This is a genomic window from Streptomyces sp. NPDC058295 (assembly GCF_042880655.1).
In the GTDB taxonomy this organism is placed as follows: Bacteria; Actinomycetota; Actinomycetes; order Streptomycetales; family Streptomycetaceae; genus Streptomyces; species Streptomyces coriariae.
This window is the reverse complement of record NZ_JBHVYO010000038.1, coordinates 26495-42828: the sequence shown is the minus strand read 5'-3', so window position 1 is coordinate 42828 and position 16334 is coordinate 26495. Positions and strand designations below refer to the sequence as shown.

Annotated in this window: 17 protein-coding genes and 4 pseudogenes; 12 read left to right on the top strand and 9 right to left on the bottom strand. The window is 68.3% G+C overall.

Translation table 11 applies throughout. The features are described 5' to 3' along the window. Positions 1 to 443: 443 nt before the first annotated feature. Positions 444 to 1004 (top strand): hypothetical protein, encoded by a 561-nt coding sequence (locus tag ACFVYS_RS32355; RefSeq protein WP_389507846.1) that lies wholly within the window; start codon positions 444 to 446, stop codon positions 1002 to 1004. Between the two features lie 905 nt (positions 1005 to 1909). Here ACFVYS_RS32355 and ACFVYS_RS32350 read toward each other — a convergent pair. Continuing rightward, on the bottom strand, positions 1910 to 2665 hold the full coding sequence (locus ACFVYS_RS32350; RefSeq protein WP_389507844.1) for an ASCH domain-containing protein: 756 nt from the start codon (positions 2663 to 2665) through the stop codon (positions 1910 to 1912). 264 nt (positions 2666 to 2929) lie between these two features. On the opposite strand from ACFVYS_RS32350, the gene ACFVYS_RS32345 reads away from it, so the two are divergent. Together ACFVYS_RS32345 and ACFVYS_RS32340 are read left to right on the top strand one after the other, a co-directional pair. Further along, the gene (locus tag ACFVYS_RS32345; protein WP_389507842.1) at positions 2930 to 3061 is read left to right on the top strand and encodes a hypothetical protein; all 132 of its coding nucleotides are present in this window, start codon (positions 2930 to 2932) and stop codon (positions 3059 to 3061) included. 370 nt (positions 3062 to 3431) lie between these two features. After that, entirely contained in the window at positions 3432 to 3557 is a 126-nt protein-coding gene (locus ACFVYS_RS32340) for a hypothetical protein (RefSeq protein ID WP_389507840.1), read from the top strand. 520 nt (positions 3558 to 4077) lie between these two features. On the opposite strand, the gene ACFVYS_RS32335 is transcribed toward ACFVYS_RS32340, so the two are convergent. Genes ACFVYS_RS32335 through ACFVYS_RS32320 form a run of 4 tightly spaced genes read right to left on the bottom strand, consistent with a single transcriptional unit; the run spans position 4078 to position 6984 of the window. Further along, entirely contained in the window at positions 4078 to 4932 is an 855-nt protein-coding gene (locus ACFVYS_RS32335; protein WP_389507838.1) for a serine hydrolase domain-containing protein, read from the bottom strand. A 5-nt stretch (positions 4933 to 4937) separates the two neighbouring features. Beyond that, entirely contained in the window at positions 4938 to 5960 is a 1023-nt protein-coding gene (locus ACFVYS_RS32330) for an HTTM domain-containing protein (protein ID WP_389507836.1), read from the bottom strand. Beyond that, positions 5957 to 6637: a DUF5819 family protein gene (locus tag ACFVYS_RS32325; RefSeq protein ID WP_389507834.1), complete on the bottom strand. Its 681-nt coding sequence runs from the start codon at positions 6635 to 6637 to the stop codon at positions 5957 to 5959. The genes ACFVYS_RS32330 and ACFVYS_RS32325 overlap by 4 nt, the downstream gene beginning before the upstream one ends. Further along, positions 6634 to 6984: a hypothetical protein gene (locus ACFVYS_RS32320; protein ID WP_389507832.1), complete on the bottom strand. Its 351-nt coding sequence runs from the start codon at positions 6982 to 6984 to the stop codon at positions 6634 to 6636. Before ACFVYS_RS32320 ends, ACFVYS_RS32325 begins: the two co-directional genes overlap by 4 nt. Before the next feature lie 170 nt (positions 6985 to 7154). On the opposite strand from ACFVYS_RS32320, the gene ACFVYS_RS32315 reads away from it, so the two are divergent. Both ACFVYS_RS32315 and ACFVYS_RS32310 read left to right on the top strand, forming a co-directional pair. Further along, complete coding sequence (locus ACFVYS_RS32315) at positions 7155 to 7334, top strand: hypothetical protein (protein WP_389507831.1); 180 nt, start codon at positions 7155 to 7157, stop codon at positions 7332 to 7334. Between the two features lie 39 nt (positions 7335 to 7373). Continuing rightward, entirely contained in the window at positions 7374 to 8825 is a 1452-nt protein-coding gene (locus ACFVYS_RS32310) for a phytoene desaturase family protein (protein ID WP_389507829.1), read from the top strand. A gap of 36 nt (positions 8826 to 8861) precedes the next feature. On the opposite strand, the gene ACFVYS_RS32305 is transcribed toward ACFVYS_RS32310, so the two are convergent. Further along, positions 8862 to 9068, bottom strand: coding sequence for a hypothetical protein (locus ACFVYS_RS32305; protein ID WP_389507828.1), 207 nt, complete (start codon positions 9066 to 9068; stop codon positions 8862 to 8864). Between the two features lie 204 nt (positions 9069 to 9272). Here ACFVYS_RS32305 and ACFVYS_RS32300 point away from each other — a divergent pair, with 204 nt between their 5' ends. Further along, positions 9273 to 9701 (top strand): hypothetical protein, encoded by a 429-nt coding sequence (locus ACFVYS_RS32300; protein ID WP_389507826.1) that lies wholly within the window; start codon positions 9273 to 9275, stop codon positions 9699 to 9701. Here ACFVYS_RS32300 and ACFVYS_RS32295 read toward each other — a convergent pair. Continuing rightward, positions 9698 to 10391, bottom strand: a pseudogene (locus ACFVYS_RS32295) (transposase); the annotation flags it as partial. The gene ACFVYS_RS32300 and the pseudogene ACFVYS_RS32295 sit on opposite strands and share 4 nt — an antisense overlap. Positions 10392 to 10395: 4 nt before the next feature. Between ACFVYS_RS32295 and ACFVYS_RS32290 the strand changes: the two are divergent. The 6 genes and pseudogenes from ACFVYS_RS32290 to ACFVYS_RS32265 all read left to right on the top strand — a co-directional run bounded on the left by ACFVYS_RS32290 (position 10396) and on the right by ACFVYS_RS32265 (position 15106). Then, entirely contained in the window at positions 10396 to 10521 is a 126-nt protein-coding gene (locus ACFVYS_RS32290; RefSeq protein ID WP_389507824.1) for a hypothetical protein, read from the top strand. Between the two features lie 1041 nt (positions 10522 to 11562). Continuing rightward, positions 11563 to 11977 (top strand): annotated as a pseudogene (locus tag ACFVYS_RS32285) (transcriptional regulator); the annotation flags it as partial. Next, a pseudogene (tpg, locus tag ACFVYS_RS32280) lies at positions 11958 to 12243 on the top strand (telomere-protecting terminal protein Tpg); the annotation flags it as partial. The pseudogenes ACFVYS_RS32285 and tpg, both read left to right, overlap by 20 nt. Positions 12244 to 13113: 870 nt before the next feature. Further along, positions 13114 to 13446 carry a MerR family transcriptional regulator gene (locus ACFVYS_RS32275; RefSeq protein ID WP_389507822.1) on the top strand — a complete coding sequence of 111 codons (333 nt, stop codon included), beginning with the start codon at positions 13114 to 13116 and terminating at the stop codon, positions 13444 to 13446. Between the two features lie 36 nt (positions 13447 to 13482). Next, a complete protein-coding gene (locus ACFVYS_RS32270) occupies positions 13483 to 14286 on the top strand; it encodes a hemolysin III family protein (RefSeq protein WP_389507820.1) in 804 nt (267 codons plus the stop codon). Between the two features lie 577 nt (positions 14287 to 14863). After that, entirely contained in the window at positions 14864 to 15106 is a 243-nt protein-coding gene (locus ACFVYS_RS32265; protein WP_020126348.1) for a DUF6411 family protein, read from the top strand. A gap of 222 nt (positions 15107 to 15328) precedes the next feature. Here the strand turns inward: ACFVYS_RS32265 and ACFVYS_RS32260 are convergent. Continuing rightward, a pseudogene (locus ACFVYS_RS32260) lies at positions 15329 to 15643 on the bottom strand (transposase); the annotation flags it as partial. Between the two features lie 96 nt (positions 15644 to 15739). Continuing rightward, positions 15740 to 16312, bottom strand: coding sequence for a GNAT family N-acetyltransferase (locus tag ACFVYS_RS32255; RefSeq protein ID WP_389507818.1), 573 nt, complete (start codon positions 16310 to 16312; stop codon positions 15740 to 15742). Positions 16313 to 16334: the final 22 nt, after the last annotated feature.

The window sequence follows — 16334 nt, the reverse complement described above, 5'->3', positions numbered from 1 at the left end:
GCCGGGGGCAAGGGGTTCGACGCCGAGCCGCTCCAACCGCTCGCGCCGCCGTCCACCAGCCCTGCCCAGACAGTGTGCTGACGCTGTTTCTGAAGGAACCGGCCGACGCCAATGCCGTGGACGTGACACCGGGCAGGACGTCGGCCCGACCGGCCTCATCGCGCACAAGTTCGCGCAGCGCGGCGAAGTGGCGTTGCCAGTCGGCCCGCCGGCCGGGGGTTCCGGTCCGGGTCGTTCACCTCGAGCCGCACCCGGATCAGGGCGGGCGGCAATGCGGGCCGAGGCCCCTGGCCGGGGCAGGAGACCCGACATGCAGGCGGGCGCGCCTGGTGGAATAGTGATGAATCGGGTGGGGTAGCGGGGCACATTTTCCGCCGGGCCGCAGGCAGTGCCGCGGCTTCGGATCTCCAGTCTCTCCGTCTGTCAGAAGCAGGGAGAAACCCATGCGTAAGAAGATTCTCGCGTCCGTACTGACGTCAGCGATGGCCTTCAGCGGATGGACCGCGGTCACTTTCTCAAGTGCCGACGCGGCGGTGAAGGCCGCGCCCAAGGCCACCTGCAGGGTGTCCGAAGGCCCCGGTGGTCGCTTCGGGGTGTCGGGCAAAGGATTCAAGGCGGGCGAAAAAGTCACCGTACGCAATTCCAAGGGCACCGTGGTGCGCGTGACCAAGGCGATCACAGGAGGGTTCTACGAGGTCACCGGGGTGCCGAACGACAACTACCGCGTCACCGGAAGAACCGCCACCGCGTCCTGCCTGAAGTTCGTGTCGGACGAGGAAGCCGCCATCAAGTGCACGGTCACCAAGGGCCCGGGAAAAACCTACGGCGTATCCGGCAGAGGGTTCCCGGAGGCCGAGACGGTCACGTTGAAGAACTCCAAGGGCGCCGCCGTGGACACGACCGTCACGATCAAGGACGGTATCTTCGAGTTCACCGGCGTCCCCAACGACACCTACACCGTCACCTCGAAGTTCGCCCATGTGACCTGCCCCAAGGCCGCCTAGGGCAACGGGGCAACGCCCCGGCCGGTACATCCGGGGCCCGTCTTCCCCATCGGCCGATCCGGAAGACGGGCCCAAACCCTGCACCCGCTCGCCGCAGTCGACCTGGTCGACGACACCCGCTGCCGGTGCCGGCGGCAACGTGCTGGACCCTCGACCGGCCTTTGCGCCGAACACCCCCCGAGACAACTGTGTAGGTGTGTACCGCCGATTCGGGCTCGACTCACACACGCCCGCAATCACAGCCGCCCACGGCGTGAAGGAAGGATTGGTCGATCGATATCCGCGCCGTCCAGCACGACACCACCTGCCTGCGGCACCCCGACCTCGGCCGGATACCCCTGACCACCCGTCATCCGCACGGCCTCTGGGGGCGGTTCAGACGCGGGGGGTTCTCACGCAGTGGCTGACGTCGTCCCAGTCCCGGGGGGATGCGGTGGTCACCCCGCGGACGTCTGCCGCTTCCTTGCGGCGATGCGGCCCTCGGTGCCCCTTCGCTGCCCTGCCGGCCCCGGCGACGCCGGGCTGCGGGGGCGGGTCCGTGGTGAGCTTCGCGCGCCTGGTCCCGCGTGGGGGCCCCTGTGCCGGGCCACGGTGCTGGCTTTCTGGCGTCCCGCAGGGTGGTCCGAGAGCCTTCGGGTGATGGCCGTGTCGATGGCGAGGAGGCGGAAGAGCATGGGCCGGCCGCTCCTTGGTGCCAGGGCCCTCTGGGCGCCTGTGGAGGGGCGGACAAGCCGGCACAGGAGGGCAGGGCTGCGGTGGCGTATCCCTGAGCTGCGGGTGACGGTCCAGCCGGTGCACTGGTCAGCGGCAGAGCCGACGCCCTCGAACAGGCAGCGGGATGATCTTGGCCCCCCTCAGTGCTCGTCGTCACCTCGCGGTCCAGTCATCGTCGGCGCATCCGTGGTTCAAGTGGCGCCCGTCTTGTCGTTGATCTGGAAGGTGATGACGTCGACTTCGTCGGTTCCCGCCAGATCTGGGTAGTGGCCCTTAAGGCCTTCCCGGAGTTCGGCTGCGGTCGTCAGCCCCTCAGCTTGGGCGTCCTGGTTGGTGAGGTCGCTGACCAGGCAGTGCCTGATGCCGGTCACCTCTGCCCACAGGACGACTTCGGGGTCGCTCTCAAACATCAGCCGTGCCGGCCCGAGCTGGGCCGGGTCACGGAAGCGGGTGGTCTTGGTCTTGGCGCCGGAGCGGACGACTTCGAGGTAGCGGGGGTTGAACCGAATGATCGGGGGACCGGCCGTCTCGGGGTCCTGGTAGAGCGACGGGTCGAGACCGTTCATGCCCGCCTCCGGGGTCCATCGCTCCGCCAGCGGCATCAGGTCGGCGGCGAGAACGGACCTGAGCCCCGCGGGCGTGGGCACGATGACGCGCATGGTGGGGTAGTAGTCCACGAAGACCTGCCGATCTCGCCCGCACGGGCCGATGACCCCGCGCCCGTGGTTTCCCACGGCGACGATGCAGCGCATCTGGCGGGCGCCCTGGGCTCGCGCGGCTCCCAGAGCCACGAGTTCGGCGCAGGGCCCGCCGGTGAAGTGGTAGAGGTTCACGCCGGCGAACATCCGGTAGTCGGCGGCCATGACCGCGGCGCCCACCGTGTGGATCCCGTCTTCGTCGGGCCCGGCGTCGGTATGCGCGTCTATGGTGCGGCGTGCCAGCTCCACAAGCTCACGCTCGTCATCATCGAGAGCTCGTGCAGATGACGGGACGTACACCCTTGTAACCTTTCCTTCCGACAGCAGTCGCCCAAGAGCATTCCACGCCATGCAGGTGGGCTCCACAGGGTTTCGGCCTACCGAGCACGCGCAACAGCAGGGCGCGATGCGGGCCGGTGTGGAGCATGAGGTGAAGAGAGCGGTCCGGTACGCGGGGTAGCGAGCACGCAGTGGCCGCGCTCGGCTGGAGCAACGCGCCGACAGGCGGTACTCGTGGCGGGCGGGTCGGTCTCGTCGCCGCACCGGCCGCCCCCGGCCGCCCGTGTCACCCCGGCCCACGCCATCGCGATCCGCCACGACAAGACCGTCGAGACCTACCAGACAGCCGTCATCCTTCGCTTCTGACGTGGGCGCGAGATCTGACGACAACTCCCGGACGCCAACCGCGCCAAGTACCGCAACGGTGAACCACGGCATGCGAGTTCGAGGTCAAGACGCTGCGGCGGTCTCCGCCAGTTTCAGGCGACAGCGACGGGGCCTCGATATCGACCGTTTCCACGAGGGAGGCGGACATGCGGTACCTCTCCTCCGGTTGGTCGGGCGCCGGCCCGACGGGTTGCGATGCGGAGCGGATACCCGCGCCCGGGCGGCACACACGACGCGGCGGCAAGGGGAGCCGCAGACACGCAGCGAGGATGGACGACCAGTTGTCGGTGAGGGCTGCGGGATCGGCGGCTCGGGCCGCGGGGACGGTGGGGTCGCCCCCAGCCCGTGGGTGGCGCTGCACATCGAGCGTCGGCGCGGCCATGACGGGGCGTGGTCCAGCGGGGCGATCTACGACGGACTGCGTCAGACCGAGGCGTTCAGCGATGTCCTGCTGCCGGATGCAGCGCAGCAATGAGGGCAAATCGGCCGTTCACGCCGAAGGTGTGCAGCCACCACAGACCTGCTTCGGTGACTTGCCCCTGCCAGAAGAGCAATGCCCAAACCCAGGCTCACCGCCGAGCCCAGTAGGGCGAGTACGAGGAACGAGCCGACGGTGATGTGGAGTCGTCCACCATCGCCAATCACCTCCTCACCCACTCCGGTGAGCCCGCAAACCTTCCAATACCTTCACCAATGGCCGGTACGACCCGGAGGTGAACATGTCCTCCGGCTTTTCTCCCGGCTGGAGAAGTACCGGCACGCTGCCCGCCACCCCGGTCGGCTGCCCGACCGAGAAGACCGGCAGCGCCGCTCACCGCAGGCCACTGCCACGACCGGCGCGGAGTCGTGATCCCGCACGGGGAGGGTCTCGTGACCGTCCACCCCGGTCGGTCGGCTGACCGCCACCTTGCGGATGGAACAGACAGTGCCCGACCGCCACCCACGGTGTGCCGTCGTGCTCGCCTGTGGCAGCGGCCTGGGGACCGAAGGCGGCTTCACTCCTTCGGCTGCGCCTGTGCTGTGCGCAGGTAGTCCAGGCCGGCGTGATCCGTCACGTCGGAGTCACCGCTCAGACGGTGTACCACGGTCCAGCGCCCGTCCGGGACGGCGCCGGCGAAGACGGATGCCGTGCCTGTCGCTCCGTTGTGCCAGACCACGGGCAGCGGCCCCGTGCGTTGCCATCCGAGCCCCGGCTCTCCAAGTGAACGATCGAGCACGAGAGCCGTCAGCACGCGTGCCAGCGTGCGGGGAGTCGCCCATAGGCCGCCGGCGGGCAGGACTGCGCCGGTCATGGTCCACGGTTTCACCGTGCGGCCGAACCACCTGGTCGGCAGCAGCCGGCTGTGCTGCGGCGGTGTGGCGCTCATGGCGTGCGGCGGCAGGCCAAGGGGTGACAACACGAGTCCGGCGACGAGCTCCTCGTACTCCTGCCCGCTCGCCGCTGCCAGCGCCGCGCCGAGCACGGCATAGCCGAGGTTGGAGTACTCCTGGCGTTGTCCCGCGGGGGCGACGGCGAGCAGGTCGAGGCCGGCGAGCAGCTCGCGCAGCCGGTCGTCGGTGAACGTCCGGTACGGGTCGCGGCGGGACGTGCCAGGGGGAAGCCGGGGCAGACCTGAGGTGTGCTCCGCCAGATGACGCAGGGTGATGCCGGTTCCGGGCGGGGCGCCGAGCCATCGCTCGACGGGGTCGTCAGGCGTCAGCACCCCTTGTCCGGCCAGTTGTTGGAGGATGGTTCCGGTGATGACCTTGGTGAAGGACCCGACCTCCACGTATTTGTCGGGGTCGTGTGCGCCGGTGACAATCGGATTCTCGTCGGCGCTGCCGAGGATGCAGGTGGGGACGGTGCGCATGGCTGTCAGTTCGCTGTCTGGGGAACGGGGGCATCGACTGTGCGGTCGCTGCCCGGCGCGCCCCCCTCGGTGACGGTCCGGACGCCTCCGGGCTGTTTCGGCGTCCAGCGTGCTGTGATGCCGCGTGCCGTCCGGCGTGCACGGGCCAGGGCCGACGAGAGGAAGATCAGGTCGCAGGCGATCATCGTCAGGGCGAACGCGGTGAGTCCCATGAACACGCCGATGGACACATGGAAGGCGATGGATGCCGCCGCCGTCCACGGGCGCAGCCTCGCCACCAGGATCCCCATCGGGAAGTACACGAGGAACAACGTGGTGCTGTAGGTGCCGAGGAAGACGAGGACGTCGTTGTCGTAGACCAGGCTGGACCATCCCGGCAGCTCGAACTCGGGAACGCGCATGATGTAGAAGAGCGCAGTGCCGTCCTGCCACACCTCTCCCTGCACCTTGTACAGACCGCTCACCACGTACACGAGGCACATCTGCACGGCGATCGCAGCCACGCCGAGATTATGCAGGGGGACGCGGAGGCAGCGCAGGCCTTCGGGGAGTCGTCTCGTGACGCGCTGGGCGAGCCCGCTCGAGAAGGAGAAGTGCCGGTAGCAGTCGGTCAGCAGCAGCATCGGGATGACGAGTTGAGCGAGGTTGTCCCCGCCGTCCAGGAATGCCGACTGCCGCTCGTAGAGCGACCACAGCAGCACTCCGTGCGCCGCGAGGACCATCCGGCCCCCCACGCCGAAGGTGACGGCCACAGCGGCGAACAGCCCGAGGTGGAAGACCACCTCGAACCAGGCTTGGGAGGTGCTCCACGCGTAGAGGCTGAAGCTGCCCTTCTCTTTGATCTCTTCGACGAAGAGGTGGTGGGGCAGGACCGAGTCGGCTCCCGGGCCGAACAGGTAGCTCCGGTCGCTGTAGTGGCTCACGTAGTACATGAGGCCGACGAAGCCCAGCAGCGCGCGGGTCCCCGACACGCCCAGCGCGGCGATGGGGCGACTGGCGGCGGCGTCGATCGCTTCCTTGATCCTCATCGAAGGTCCACCGCCTTCTTCCACGGCAAGTCGTAGAGGTCCACTTTGCTCTTCGCCTCGGAGTTCTTCCGCTGCGACCAGGGAGGCAACGTCTTGATGTACATGCGTACCTGGACAGCGGTCGGCCCTGTGCCGTCGGGGCAGACGTCGTGCATCCGGGTCAGCGAGAAACGGGACAGCGATCGCTCGGCGTCTTCGTGCTGACTCTTTTCGTACGGAGTCAGAGGAATGACGTGATCACGCTTTCCGTCTTTCGCTGGCGAGTCCTCGGTATTCTTCTCCTCCTCCTTCTGACGGAGTCGCAGCAGCAGGTCGTCAGAATCGTTCAGCTGATTTATCCCGTTGCTTACGAGGCGTACTGTGCGGGAGGGGAAGAATCGGTCTTCCTGGGTCTCCTTGATCAGAGGTCCGGTCACGTCGTAGAAATCCGTGACGGAACCGTCGGAACACTTTGCGCGAGCTATTATGCCCTCGTCGTCTTTTGTCGGATTCGGAGCGAAGAGGCTCCAGTTCTGTGTGAAATACGGCTCCAGGTAGCCGCTGATGAGCCCATGAAGCCTGATTTTGGCGGGGCTGAGCGGCGCCTGGGAGAACGCCGCAAGAAAGAAATGGGCGCCCAGGAGGGCGGCACCAGCCAGCAGTGCCGCCCTCTGGATGCGCCGATGGCGCGCGATCACCTGTCGAAAGCGGTTGCCGCGGCAGAGGCGCCGTCGACGGACACCTTGGCAGGCGCGCTGAACAGGCTGAAGTTGTTCGCCACCTCGGACGCCTGGTGCGCGACGGAGCCGGCGGCGGCCCGTGCGTGCACGGTGGCGCGAGCAGCGGCCCGGCCGGCCGCCGCGGCAGCCCGCGCGCCGGCGGCGGCGCGCGGGGCGACCGGAGCGCCCTCGCTTGCAGCCTGGGTGCTCAGGCTCACGTCAGCCTGCTGCGGGGTGGAGGCCTGGGCCGAACCCTGCATCGACACCGTCAGGAGCGTGCCCGCGACGGCCACACCGAAGACGAGTGCGGCATTCTTCTTCTTCATTGTTTCCCCTCTTTTTTCTGGTCGTCCGGGGAAGACGACGGCGTGCGGAAAATGTTGGTCAGACATTCCCGAACGCTCGCCCCCGTGAGCTGACCAGGTTTTCCGACGGAGACGGAGAATGTTTGCGACGTGCGCCCCGTATGCCCGCTTGCATCTGCAAGTGAGCCCTCATGCCCGCCGCGATTCCTGATGATCTTATGGAGATCATCAAGGCCATCTCAAGGAGTGATCATGTGGTGATCATCACAGCGCTGTGTTCGCGCGCCTTCACCCCTGAGTGGTTGGCGCGCCATTCGGTTCCCTGGGGGCCGCAATCGGTCAGCGATCGACGTGAATCCGTTGAACGGTGAAATGGTACCGTTCCGGCCCTGAATGCTCACGGAGGACATATGGAACCAGATGCGATCGTGGTGGGAACCGGGCCCAACGGCCTGGCGGCAGCGGTCACTCTCGGACGCGCAGGACTCAAAGTCGCGCTGTACGAGGCCCGGGAAACCATCGGCGGCGGGCTGCGGACGGAGTCGCTCTTCGACCCCGAGATCGAACACGACCTGTGTTCCGCAGTTCACCCCATGGCCGTGGCGTCCCCCTTCTTCCGCCAGTTCGACCTGGCGTCCCGGGGGGTGACGATGCTGTCCACGCCCGTCAGCTACGCCCACCCTCTCAAAGACGGCCGCGCCGGCCTCGCCTACCGGGACCTGGAGGCGACCTGCGAGCACCTCGGCCCGGACGGCGAACGTTGGCGCCGCCTCATGCAGCCGTTGCTCGAACATTCCCAAGAGCTGGTCGACTTCATCCTCTCCGGACAACGAAGCCTTCCCCGCAGCCTCTCGGTCCCCGCGCTGCTGGCTTCCCGCATGCTGGTGCACGGCACCGCGTTGGCGCCCCGCCACTTCAGCACCGAAGAGGCCCGCTCCCTCCTCACCGGGGTGGCGGCCCACGCGGTGGGCAGACTGCCGTCCCTGGCCTCGGGCGCGGTCGCCGTGCTTCTCGGACACCTCGCGCACGCCGGCGGCTGGCCGGTGCCCGAGAGCGGAAGCGCCCGCATCGCCGACGCGCTCGCCGCCGACATCGTCGCCTGCGGCGGAACCTTCCACACCAGCCATCACGTGACCCGTCTCGAGGAGCTCCCCCGTGCCAAGACGGTACTGCTCGACGTGAGCCCCAAGGCGTTCGCCCGGATCGCCGCCGATCGGCTGCCCCTCCGCTACCGGCGAGCCCTCGCCCGGTTCCGGTACGGGCCCGCGGCGGCGAAGGTCGACTTTCTCGTCTCCGAGCCGATCCCCTGGGCCAATCCCGCCGTAGGACAGGCCGCCACCGTCCACCTGGGCGGGACCCAGGCAGAGATGTACCGGGCCGAGACAGCGGCGGCGGCCGGCATCCGGCCCGAGGAGCCGTTCGTCCTGCTGGTCGACCCGGCCGCGGCCGACCCCGGCCGCGCCAGAGCCGGACGACGTCCCGTATGGGCCTATGCCCACGTCCCCAACGGTGACGCCGTCGACCCGGCCGCGACGGTCGCGGCGTGCATCGAGCGCTATGCGCCGGGATTCACCGACACGGTCATCCACCGGCGGGGGATCAGCGGCGCACAGTACGAGGAGTACAACCCGAATTACGTGGGGGGAGACATCGGCGGGGGAGCCATGACCCTCTGGCAGTCCCTCATGCGTCCCGTACCCCGCTTCGATCCGTACCGCACCCCGCTGCACGGCGTGTACCTGTGCTCGGCGTCAACGCCGCCCGGACCGAGCGTCCACGGCATGCCGGGACACCTTGCCGCGCTGTCCGCCCTGCGCCGCGAGTTCGGCGTACGTACTGCTCCGGACATCGGACCGCGGTGAGCCGTCCGCACGCGACCCGCCCGCGCAGAGCGCTGCTCACCCCGCGCTCTCCGCCACCTCGTCCGCGGACTTGTCGGGGAAGACCAGCCGCACCCCGCCGCCGATCACCAGGAAGCAGGACAGCAGGAGGGCGAAGTGCATGAACTTCGCGGCACCCTCCCAGTCGGACGAAGGCCCCAGGACCAACCAGAAGGCGAGAGCCATCCCCGCCAACACCACCGCCACGCCAAGCAACCGACGCACTCCATGATCCCTTCCCAAAATGACCTTCAGGCAACCGTCCTACTCTACGCACCGGTAACTACGGCTCGGCGCACGGCAGATGAGCAGCTGGCCGAATCGCGCCGCACGCAGGCGCGGCGCCACCCTCATGAAGGCCGCGCGGGGGCCCTATGTCTTTGGTCAAGCTGGACGGTGTGAGTTCGGGGCGTCTGGAACGATGTGTCCGTGCATGCTGATGATCAGGTTGGTGAGGGTGTCCCCGCGGAGCTCGCGGTGTTCCTGCGGGGTGCGGTTGACGGCCGCCCGGTGAAGATCGCCCCTTCCGTGTGTGGGTGTGGCGGCCGTGTGTTCTTCGTGTTGGTCAATGCGTCCGGAGCGGAACGGGAGTGTTCGGGCTGCTGCAGCCGTGCGTTCATCGCGGATAGCGAGGAGTACTGGAACGAGGAGTCCTGGGAGGACGACGAGCCCGGTGCGGTCGGCTGCCCTTGCGGGAGTGAGGAGTTCGAGGCCGCGGTCGCGTTCTCACTCGGCGGCGACGGATCGGTCCGCTGGGTGACCGTGGGCCTGCGGTGCGTCAAGGACGGACTCTGCGGGATCTATGCCGACTGGAAGATCGACTACAGCCCCACGGATCACCTTTTGACCATGGTCTAGGTCTGCGGAGCGAGGGCCCGGACCGGCTGTGGTTCGTAGAAGGTGCCGTCGCGGAGCATCGCGAAGAGGACGTCTGCCCGTCGTCGGGCGAGGCAGAGCAGGGCTTGGGTGTGGTGTTTGCCCTGGGCGATCTTCTTGTCGTAGTAGATGCGGGATGCCGGGTCGGCCAGGGCTGCGAACGCGGAGAGGAAGAAGGCCCGTTTGAGCTGCTTGTTTCCCCTCCGGGAGGACTGTTCGCCGCGGATCGAGGACCCGGAACTGCGGGTTGCCGGGGCGAGGCCGGCGTAGGCGGCGAGGTGGCCGGCGGTCGGGAAGGTGCTGCCGTCGCCGACCTCGATCAGGATCCTGGCCCCGGTCCTGACGCCGATTCCCGGCATGGACGTCCCTTCCACCACAGCCACCGTAATGGGACCTGTGATCGCCCACCTTCGAAAGAGGGTGTGCCTCCAGCAGGTCCTCGATCCTTCCGTCCAGCAGCTTGCGCTGGTCAAGGACGGCCGTCAGGGATCCGGCCAGGCTTGGGACGATCAATGCGGCCGCCTCAGTGCCGGGAACGGTGACGGTCTGTTCGTCCAGGGCGGTGAAGATGTCCTCGACCAGCCGCTCGGCCATCCTGGGGGCCTTCGGCCGTAAGAGCGTGACCAGCCGTCGCCTTCCGGCCTTGCGGATCTGGGCGGGCAACCCAAACCGCCCCATGAACGCGTCCGTCGCATCGGCCGGCGGCCTGGTCCGCTCCCGCCGGGCGATCGTCGCCGCCCGGGGCCGCAACGCCATCCCCTCGGGCGGCGGCGGCACAGGCAAGAGCGACGGCAAGGACTGACGGATCGGGAGCCCTGACGCCCACATCAACAGACTCCGGGAGCAACTCCTGGAGATCTGCCCGGCTTTGGAGCGCGCCGGAAGCGCGGGTCCGGCGGCAGGGGCCGGGGGAGCGGTGCGGGCCGGCGCGATGCCGTCCGGTGCGCGGCAGGCTCCGGAGGCGCGCGCGTCCCGCCAGGAGCCAGGGTGCGCAGCTCCGGCATATGAACCCATCATGGCGGTGCTGGAGGACGGCGGCCGCCGGGCCCGCGAGGCGGCTCTCCGACAGGACCGATGTAGTTGCAAGGTGCCCGGCAGGCCAGGGTGCCGATGCGCGCTGCGGGGGCACCACTCAGTGTCTTTCACTTGCTGTTACACCGAGAAATCGCACGCACCCGCCAACAGTCATTCGACAGGGTTGCATGCAAGGCTAAATTCGGGGTGTAGCTCGGCTAGTCCTCGGCGCCCGGTACCCGTGGTCCTCACCGGCTGGGTGGGCCGTACGGGCGCACCCGCTCGTCGACCGCCCCGGCCAGGACCGACCGTCTCAAAGTTCGGCTCGTGACGGCTCGTGACGGTCGTGAAGAGTCACTGGTCGTAGGGGTCTTCCCAGGGTTCGGTGAGCCGTTGTGCGAGGTCCTCGACGAGCCAGCTCTGGGCCCAGCGGCGTAGTTCCGTGATACCCGGCGGTGTTCATGCCATAAGCCTCGAATTCCGCGTCGCTGATCCACTCGAGGCTTTCCAGCCGGTCGTGCGGCTCATGGAGGTCGAACTCTTCCGGGCGTCTGGCTGCGAGGCTCTCCAGTGCGCCAATGGTGTAGAGGTGGCGGGCGGCGTGAACGTCCATGGCATCACGTGCGAGACCCCGGTCTCCCAAAGCCCGCACCTTCGTCCCGATGAGATCGTCCAGATCGAGGACCGGACCGATGTCCATCACGATGGGACAGCGCCAGAGCACCTCTTTGAGGAGGTTGCAAAGCCCGATGGCCGAGGCCGACGCGTGGTCGTGAGCTGGGACGCCGCAAGCCAACGCTGGGTCCGGAACGTCAGTTGACCTGTCCGAGGGGTAGGCAAGTTGCGTGAGCGCCCGCCAGGGCAAGTCCTACAAGCAGGGGGAGCGGTGGCCGGCGCTGGAACGCCCAACCTGGCGCCCCGACATCCGCGCCGCCGTCATCAGCAAGGCCCGGGTCAACATGCACCGCAAGCTCTCCAACATGGCCAGGATGACGGGTCTGTTCCCGCTCGCGGTGCTGTCCGACTGCGTCGTCTACCCGTCGCCGGGGGAGAGCCCGCTGGACTTCCTGCCGTATGCGGCCTCGGGCAAGCCGCAGCCCGGCGGATTCCGTCTCGGGCCGACGCCGGGCCTGGCCAAGCTGGAGGGCATCCAGACGATGCTGTGGGCGGTCGACCTGATGGAGCAGGGCCTCAACCCGGCCCGTCACATCAAGGGTGGCGACGCTGTCCTGGACGAAGGAGATCGGGGACGCCATCGAGCGCACCGACCGGGAGTCCTTCATCCAGGAGCCGCCCAGGACGCTGAAGGGCCGGATCGGCTTCGTGATCCGCCAGTTGGGCAGTGCGAAAGCGGTGGCGGCGGAGATCGGTGTCACCGCCGACTCGGTCAACCGCTACCGGCGCGGCGCCCGCAGGAACCCGCCCCCGGACATTGCGACGAAGGTCGACGAGGGCGGTGCCGCAGCGCTGGCAACCGCGGGTCCGCAAGCGCCGCCGCCGGCAGGCCGCGCGGTTCAACGAGAGGGCGACGCGTCTCGCGTGCGCCGACCGGTCTCCGGTTGGCCCCCTCAGTCGTCCTCGGCCTGGGTGGACTCCATCTGGTGCCCTTAACGCTGCTCTCAAGCCCGATGTCCTCTCAGTCGAGCACACAGAAAATCTATGTTGGCTGGAGTAGACATTGGTCGGTGGCGTGGGTATGGTTTCTCTCGTAGCCCAGAGAGACAGCAGGGCCTGGCAGACACGAACTGCCGGGCAGCAGTACGTAGTTGCAGTGCGCAGGACGGTGCGGTGGTGGAGTTCCGAAGCCAGGGTTGTTGCAGGACGGCGACGGGGCTGACGGCCGGACCGGGTGGCCCGCAGTGATCAGGGGCCGCCATGAGCAGTACCGCAGTGGCAGTACCCGCAAGTGAAGTTCGCAGTACCCAGCAGTGCAGTTAAGTAAGTGGTACCTCGGTGAAGGCGTCGGCTGCGGGCGCGCGCACCGGGAGGTTCGGCAGTGGGGTTCCAAGCCAGAGCAGACGCAGGACAGGCGAACGGGGCTGGCTGCCGAAGAGTGGCGCTGTGACAGGTCACGGAGCAGGTCGCATCACCAGCAGTACGCAGGAGAGCAGTACCAGCATTGAGGGAATGAACGGAGGAATTGGGCGCCATCAGGATCGCCCGGGCGGCTTGTTGAGTCCGGGTACCGCAGGACATCGATAGTGAGGTGGTCTCCGGTCGAGCAACCGCGATCCCAGCATCCCCGGCAGCATCTCGGCCGGGTGTGCGGAAACAGAAGGCCGGCGCAGTAGAAGGGCCGGCAGATGGTGTAGCAGTTCCTTCGGGGCCCTGGCGGCAGTACGGCGCCAGGGCCCCTCCACGCGTTCCACAGAGAGGTGCGATGACTGTAGACGACACCTTCGGGCGTCTCGACGACGACGACTACCCCGCCTACACCATGGGCCGGGCCGCCGAGATGCTCGGCACCACGCAGGGCTTCCTCCGCGCCATCGGCGAAGCCCGCCTCATCACCCCGCTGCGCTCCGCAGGCGGCCACCGCCGCTACTCCCGCTATCAGTTGCGGATAGCCGCCCGCGCCCGGGAACTCGTCGACCACGGGACCCCCATCGAGGCCGCCTGCCGCATCATCATCCTCGAAGACCAACTCGAAGAAGCCCAGCGCCTCAACGCCGAACACCGCCGCCCCGCAACCCCGCACCCGGCCAGCGTCTGACCCGCCCTCTTCCGCCGAATTCAAGAATATGAACGCATGATCGCCGAGGATGCCCAGCCGCCGCTACGCGGACGGGAGTTCGACTCCCGCCCCCGCACTCTGCCCGACACCCTGCGCACAACCGCGACGGATGCGTCTGCCGGCGCGACCGGCCAACTGCCTTCCAGGCAGGCAGCCGTTGGCCTGGAAGGCGGGGTGGACCGTGCGGCGGCTGCGCTGAAGCCCAGGATGCGTGGGTGGCTGCACGCCGGCGTGTTCCCCCTCGCGCTGGTCGGCGGGATCCTCCTGATCGCCGTCTCGCGCTCGGCGGCGGCGGTGGCGGCCTGCTCGGTGTACGCGCTGTCGGCCTGCCTGCTGTTCGGTACCAGCGCGGTCTACCACCGCGGCACCTGGGGCCCGCGTGGGGAGGCGGTCCTGCGGCGGCTGGACCACGCGAACATCTTCCTGATCATCGCCGGCACCTACACCCCGCTGGCGGTACTGCTGCTGCCCGCGAGCCAGCAGCGGGTGCTGCTGGCCGCGGTGTGGGCAGGTGCTCTGGTCGGCATCGCCTTCCGCGTCCTGTGGATCGGCGCTCCCCGCTGGCTGTACACCCCGTGCTACATCGTCCTGGGCTGGGTGGCCGTCTTCTACCTGCCGGACTTCGCCCGCGCCGGCGGCATCGCGGTAGTCGTACTCGTCATTGCCGGCGGCCTGCTCTACACAGCGGGCGCCGTCGTCTACGGACTCAAACGCCCCGACCCCTCACCGGCCTGGTTCGGCTTCCACGAGGTCTTCCACGCCCTGACCATCGCCGCCTTCACCGCGCACTACACGGCCATCCTCCTGGCAGCCACATGACCGCGGCCGAGGCGTGCCGGAGCGCAGGATTCGGAGGGCCCTGACCGCACAGGATCCGAGAGGGGCTGGTGGGCGCGGCGTGCCCCGGGTCCCGTGGTGCAATGTGACTTGTCCGGTATCGGGCTCGGCAAGCTCTTTCGCGCACCCCGGGCGGAGGCTTGAGCGTCATCAAGCAGTGTGACCGCAAGAGGGCCGGACGGCGGGCGGGCTGCTCGTCTTCCCGGAGGCGACAGTGGCCGGGGCAGGGCAATGACGTTGGCGGGGACGCCGCATCCCCGACGGCGGCGGCCACGTTCCCGGCCCTCGTCACGGGCCGGATGGAAGGCATCGGAGACCGTCTCCGCGGCGCCGGAGATCGGCCAGCACGGCCTGGAGATCGTCAAGGCCGTCACCGAGGACCTCCAGCAGCGACATCCCCCACCACTAACAGACAGGTCGGCTCTGGGCTCGCGGGGGCGCCATGGCTGTGCCTTCCCTGGCGTGTCCTGCGCCGAAACGGGCAGTCGGTCGGCATCAAGAATGCAATGTCCGTGTTGTGGCACGCAGTGAACCGTCTAGACCGCCCAGGAGTTTCCCCATGATGATCGTCGGCGTGATCGCCTTCTGTGTAGTCCTCGCGATACTCGCTTTCGTCGTCCCGCGACTGAGCCGGCACCCCCAGAACGGCGCCCAGCGCACCCTGGGCCTGGGGGCCCAGGCAGGTTCCAAGGCCCCCGGTCCGCTGGGGCGCCTGCTGAGCAAGCCCTTCCAATCCAGTTCGCGGGCCGTGGGCCGCAGCGGTTCCGCCGGCCGCCGGGCGCGTCGACGCCTGCCGTTCTGACGGTCGGCTGCGATGTTCCGACGGCAGCAGGTGAGAGCCCGGCGATGACCTGCTGGCATGACATGTCGGCGGCGTGCGACCCCGGTTCCTCCTACCGGAAGCTGGGCGAAGAGGGCTTGGTCGGCGAGGCAGGCCTGGCCGGCGAGTCCTATACGCGACGTGCGTTGCGACGGGCCGGTGGCAGGATCGCTATGTGTAGCGGCCTAGGCCGTTTCGTTTGGATCACCTGGCGGACCAGAGGAAGATGCCCGCGACGTGCAGTCCAGCCAAGTAGACAGTCGCTGTCTTCTCGTAGCGGGTGGCGATGCCTCGCCATTGCTTCAAGCGGTTGATGCAGCGTTCGGCGGTGTTGCGCTGCTTGTACGCCTCGCGGTCGAAGGCCGGTGGCCTGCCGCCCCGGGTGCCGCGCCGCAGGCGGTGGCCGCGCTGGTCGGTGGGAACGGGGATGACCGCTCGAATCCCGCGCTTGCGCAGGTGCTCGCGGATCGCGCGGGAGGAGTACGCCTTGTCGGCCAGGACCATGTCTGGCCTGGTGCGGGCCGTCCTCGCCGCCTGCTTGTCACCAACGACAGAACCGGCAGGGTTGTTGTCACCGGCCTCGCTGCTCCTTCGACGCGCTGGGATGAGTGCGGGTCAGGCCGTTCGCTCTCCTTCGGCGCTGGGCCGATGTGCGGCAGGGCTCCTGGCTGAGGCGATGTCGTCGCGGAGCAGGCTGTAGCGCACGACGTCCCGCCACTGCCCGTCCCGGAACACGGTGCTGCGCAGCACGCCCTCGCGGGTGAAGCCGGACTTCTCCAGTGCGCGCTGCTCAGCGATGTTCCCCGTCTCGGTGTCCGCCTCGAGTCTGACCACCGGTGTGTGCGCGAACAGATACCGCGTCAGCAGCCGCTGGGCCTGCGTGCCGACACCCCGGCCCCGGGCTTCTGACAGCAACTGGGCTCCGATGTTCCAGCAGTAGGAGCTCCTCGAGGTCACGACCTTCCGCCATGCCACGAAGCCGAGCCGGTCGGCGCCGGTTACCACCATCAGCTGACCGCCCTCATCGCTCAGCATGCCGTCCTGCGCCCAGCGCCGCCGCCAGCGCCCCGGATCTGACCAGCCCAGCCACTGGAAGGGCCCGGTCGCCTCCGGATCTGTCAGGAACCGCTCAAGCACCGGAAGATCATCCTCGGCCACTGGACGCAATATCACGGCATCGTCGCTCATCGAGTCACTCTAGGACGTGCCG

Bases quoted from the DNA above. Each gene is read 5' to 3' on its own strand.
- ACFVYS_RS32355 (WP_389507846.1), top strand. From the start codon at position 444: ATGCGTAAGAAGATTCTCGCGTCCGTACTGACGTCAGCGATGGCCTTC.
- ACFVYS_RS32335 (WP_389507838.1), bottom strand. From the start codon at position 4,932: ATGCGCACCGTCCCCACCTGCATCCTCGGCAGCGCCGACGAGAATCCG.
- ACFVYS_RS32330 (WP_389507836.1), bottom strand. From the start codon at position 5,960: ATGAGGATCAAGGAAGCGATCGACGCCGCCGCCAGTCGCCCCATCGCC.
- ACFVYS_RS32320 (WP_389507832.1), bottom strand. From the start codon at position 6,984: ATGAAGAAGAAGAATGCCGCACTCGTCTTCGGTGTGGCCGTCGCGGGC.
- ACFVYS_RS32315 (WP_389507831.1), top strand. From the start codon at position 7,155: ATGCCCGCCGCGATTCCTGATGATCTTATGGAGATCATCAAGGCCATC.
- ACFVYS_RS32310 (WP_389507829.1), top strand. From the start codon at position 7,374: ATGGAACCAGATGCGATCGTGGTGGGAACCGGGCCCAACGGCCTGGCG.
- ACFVYS_RS32290 (WP_389507824.1), top strand. From the start codon at position 10,396: ATGAACGCGTCCGTCGCATCGGCCGGCGGCCTGGTCCGCTCCCGCCGG.
- ACFVYS_RS32275 (WP_389507822.1), top strand. From the start codon at position 13,114: ATGACTGTAGACGACACCTTCGGGCGTCTCGACGACGACGACTACCCC.
- ACFVYS_RS32270 (WP_389507820.1), top strand. From the start codon at position 13,483: ATGATCGCCGAGGATGCCCAGCCGCCGCTACGCGGACGGGAGTTCGAC.
- ACFVYS_RS32265 (WP_020126348.1), top strand. From the start codon at position 14,864: ATGATGATCGTCGGCGTGATCGCCTTCTGTGTAGTCCTCGCGATACTC.
- ACFVYS_RS32255 (WP_389507818.1), bottom strand. From the start codon at position 16,312: ATGAGCGACGATGCCGTGATATTGCGTCCAGTGGCCGAGGATGATCTT.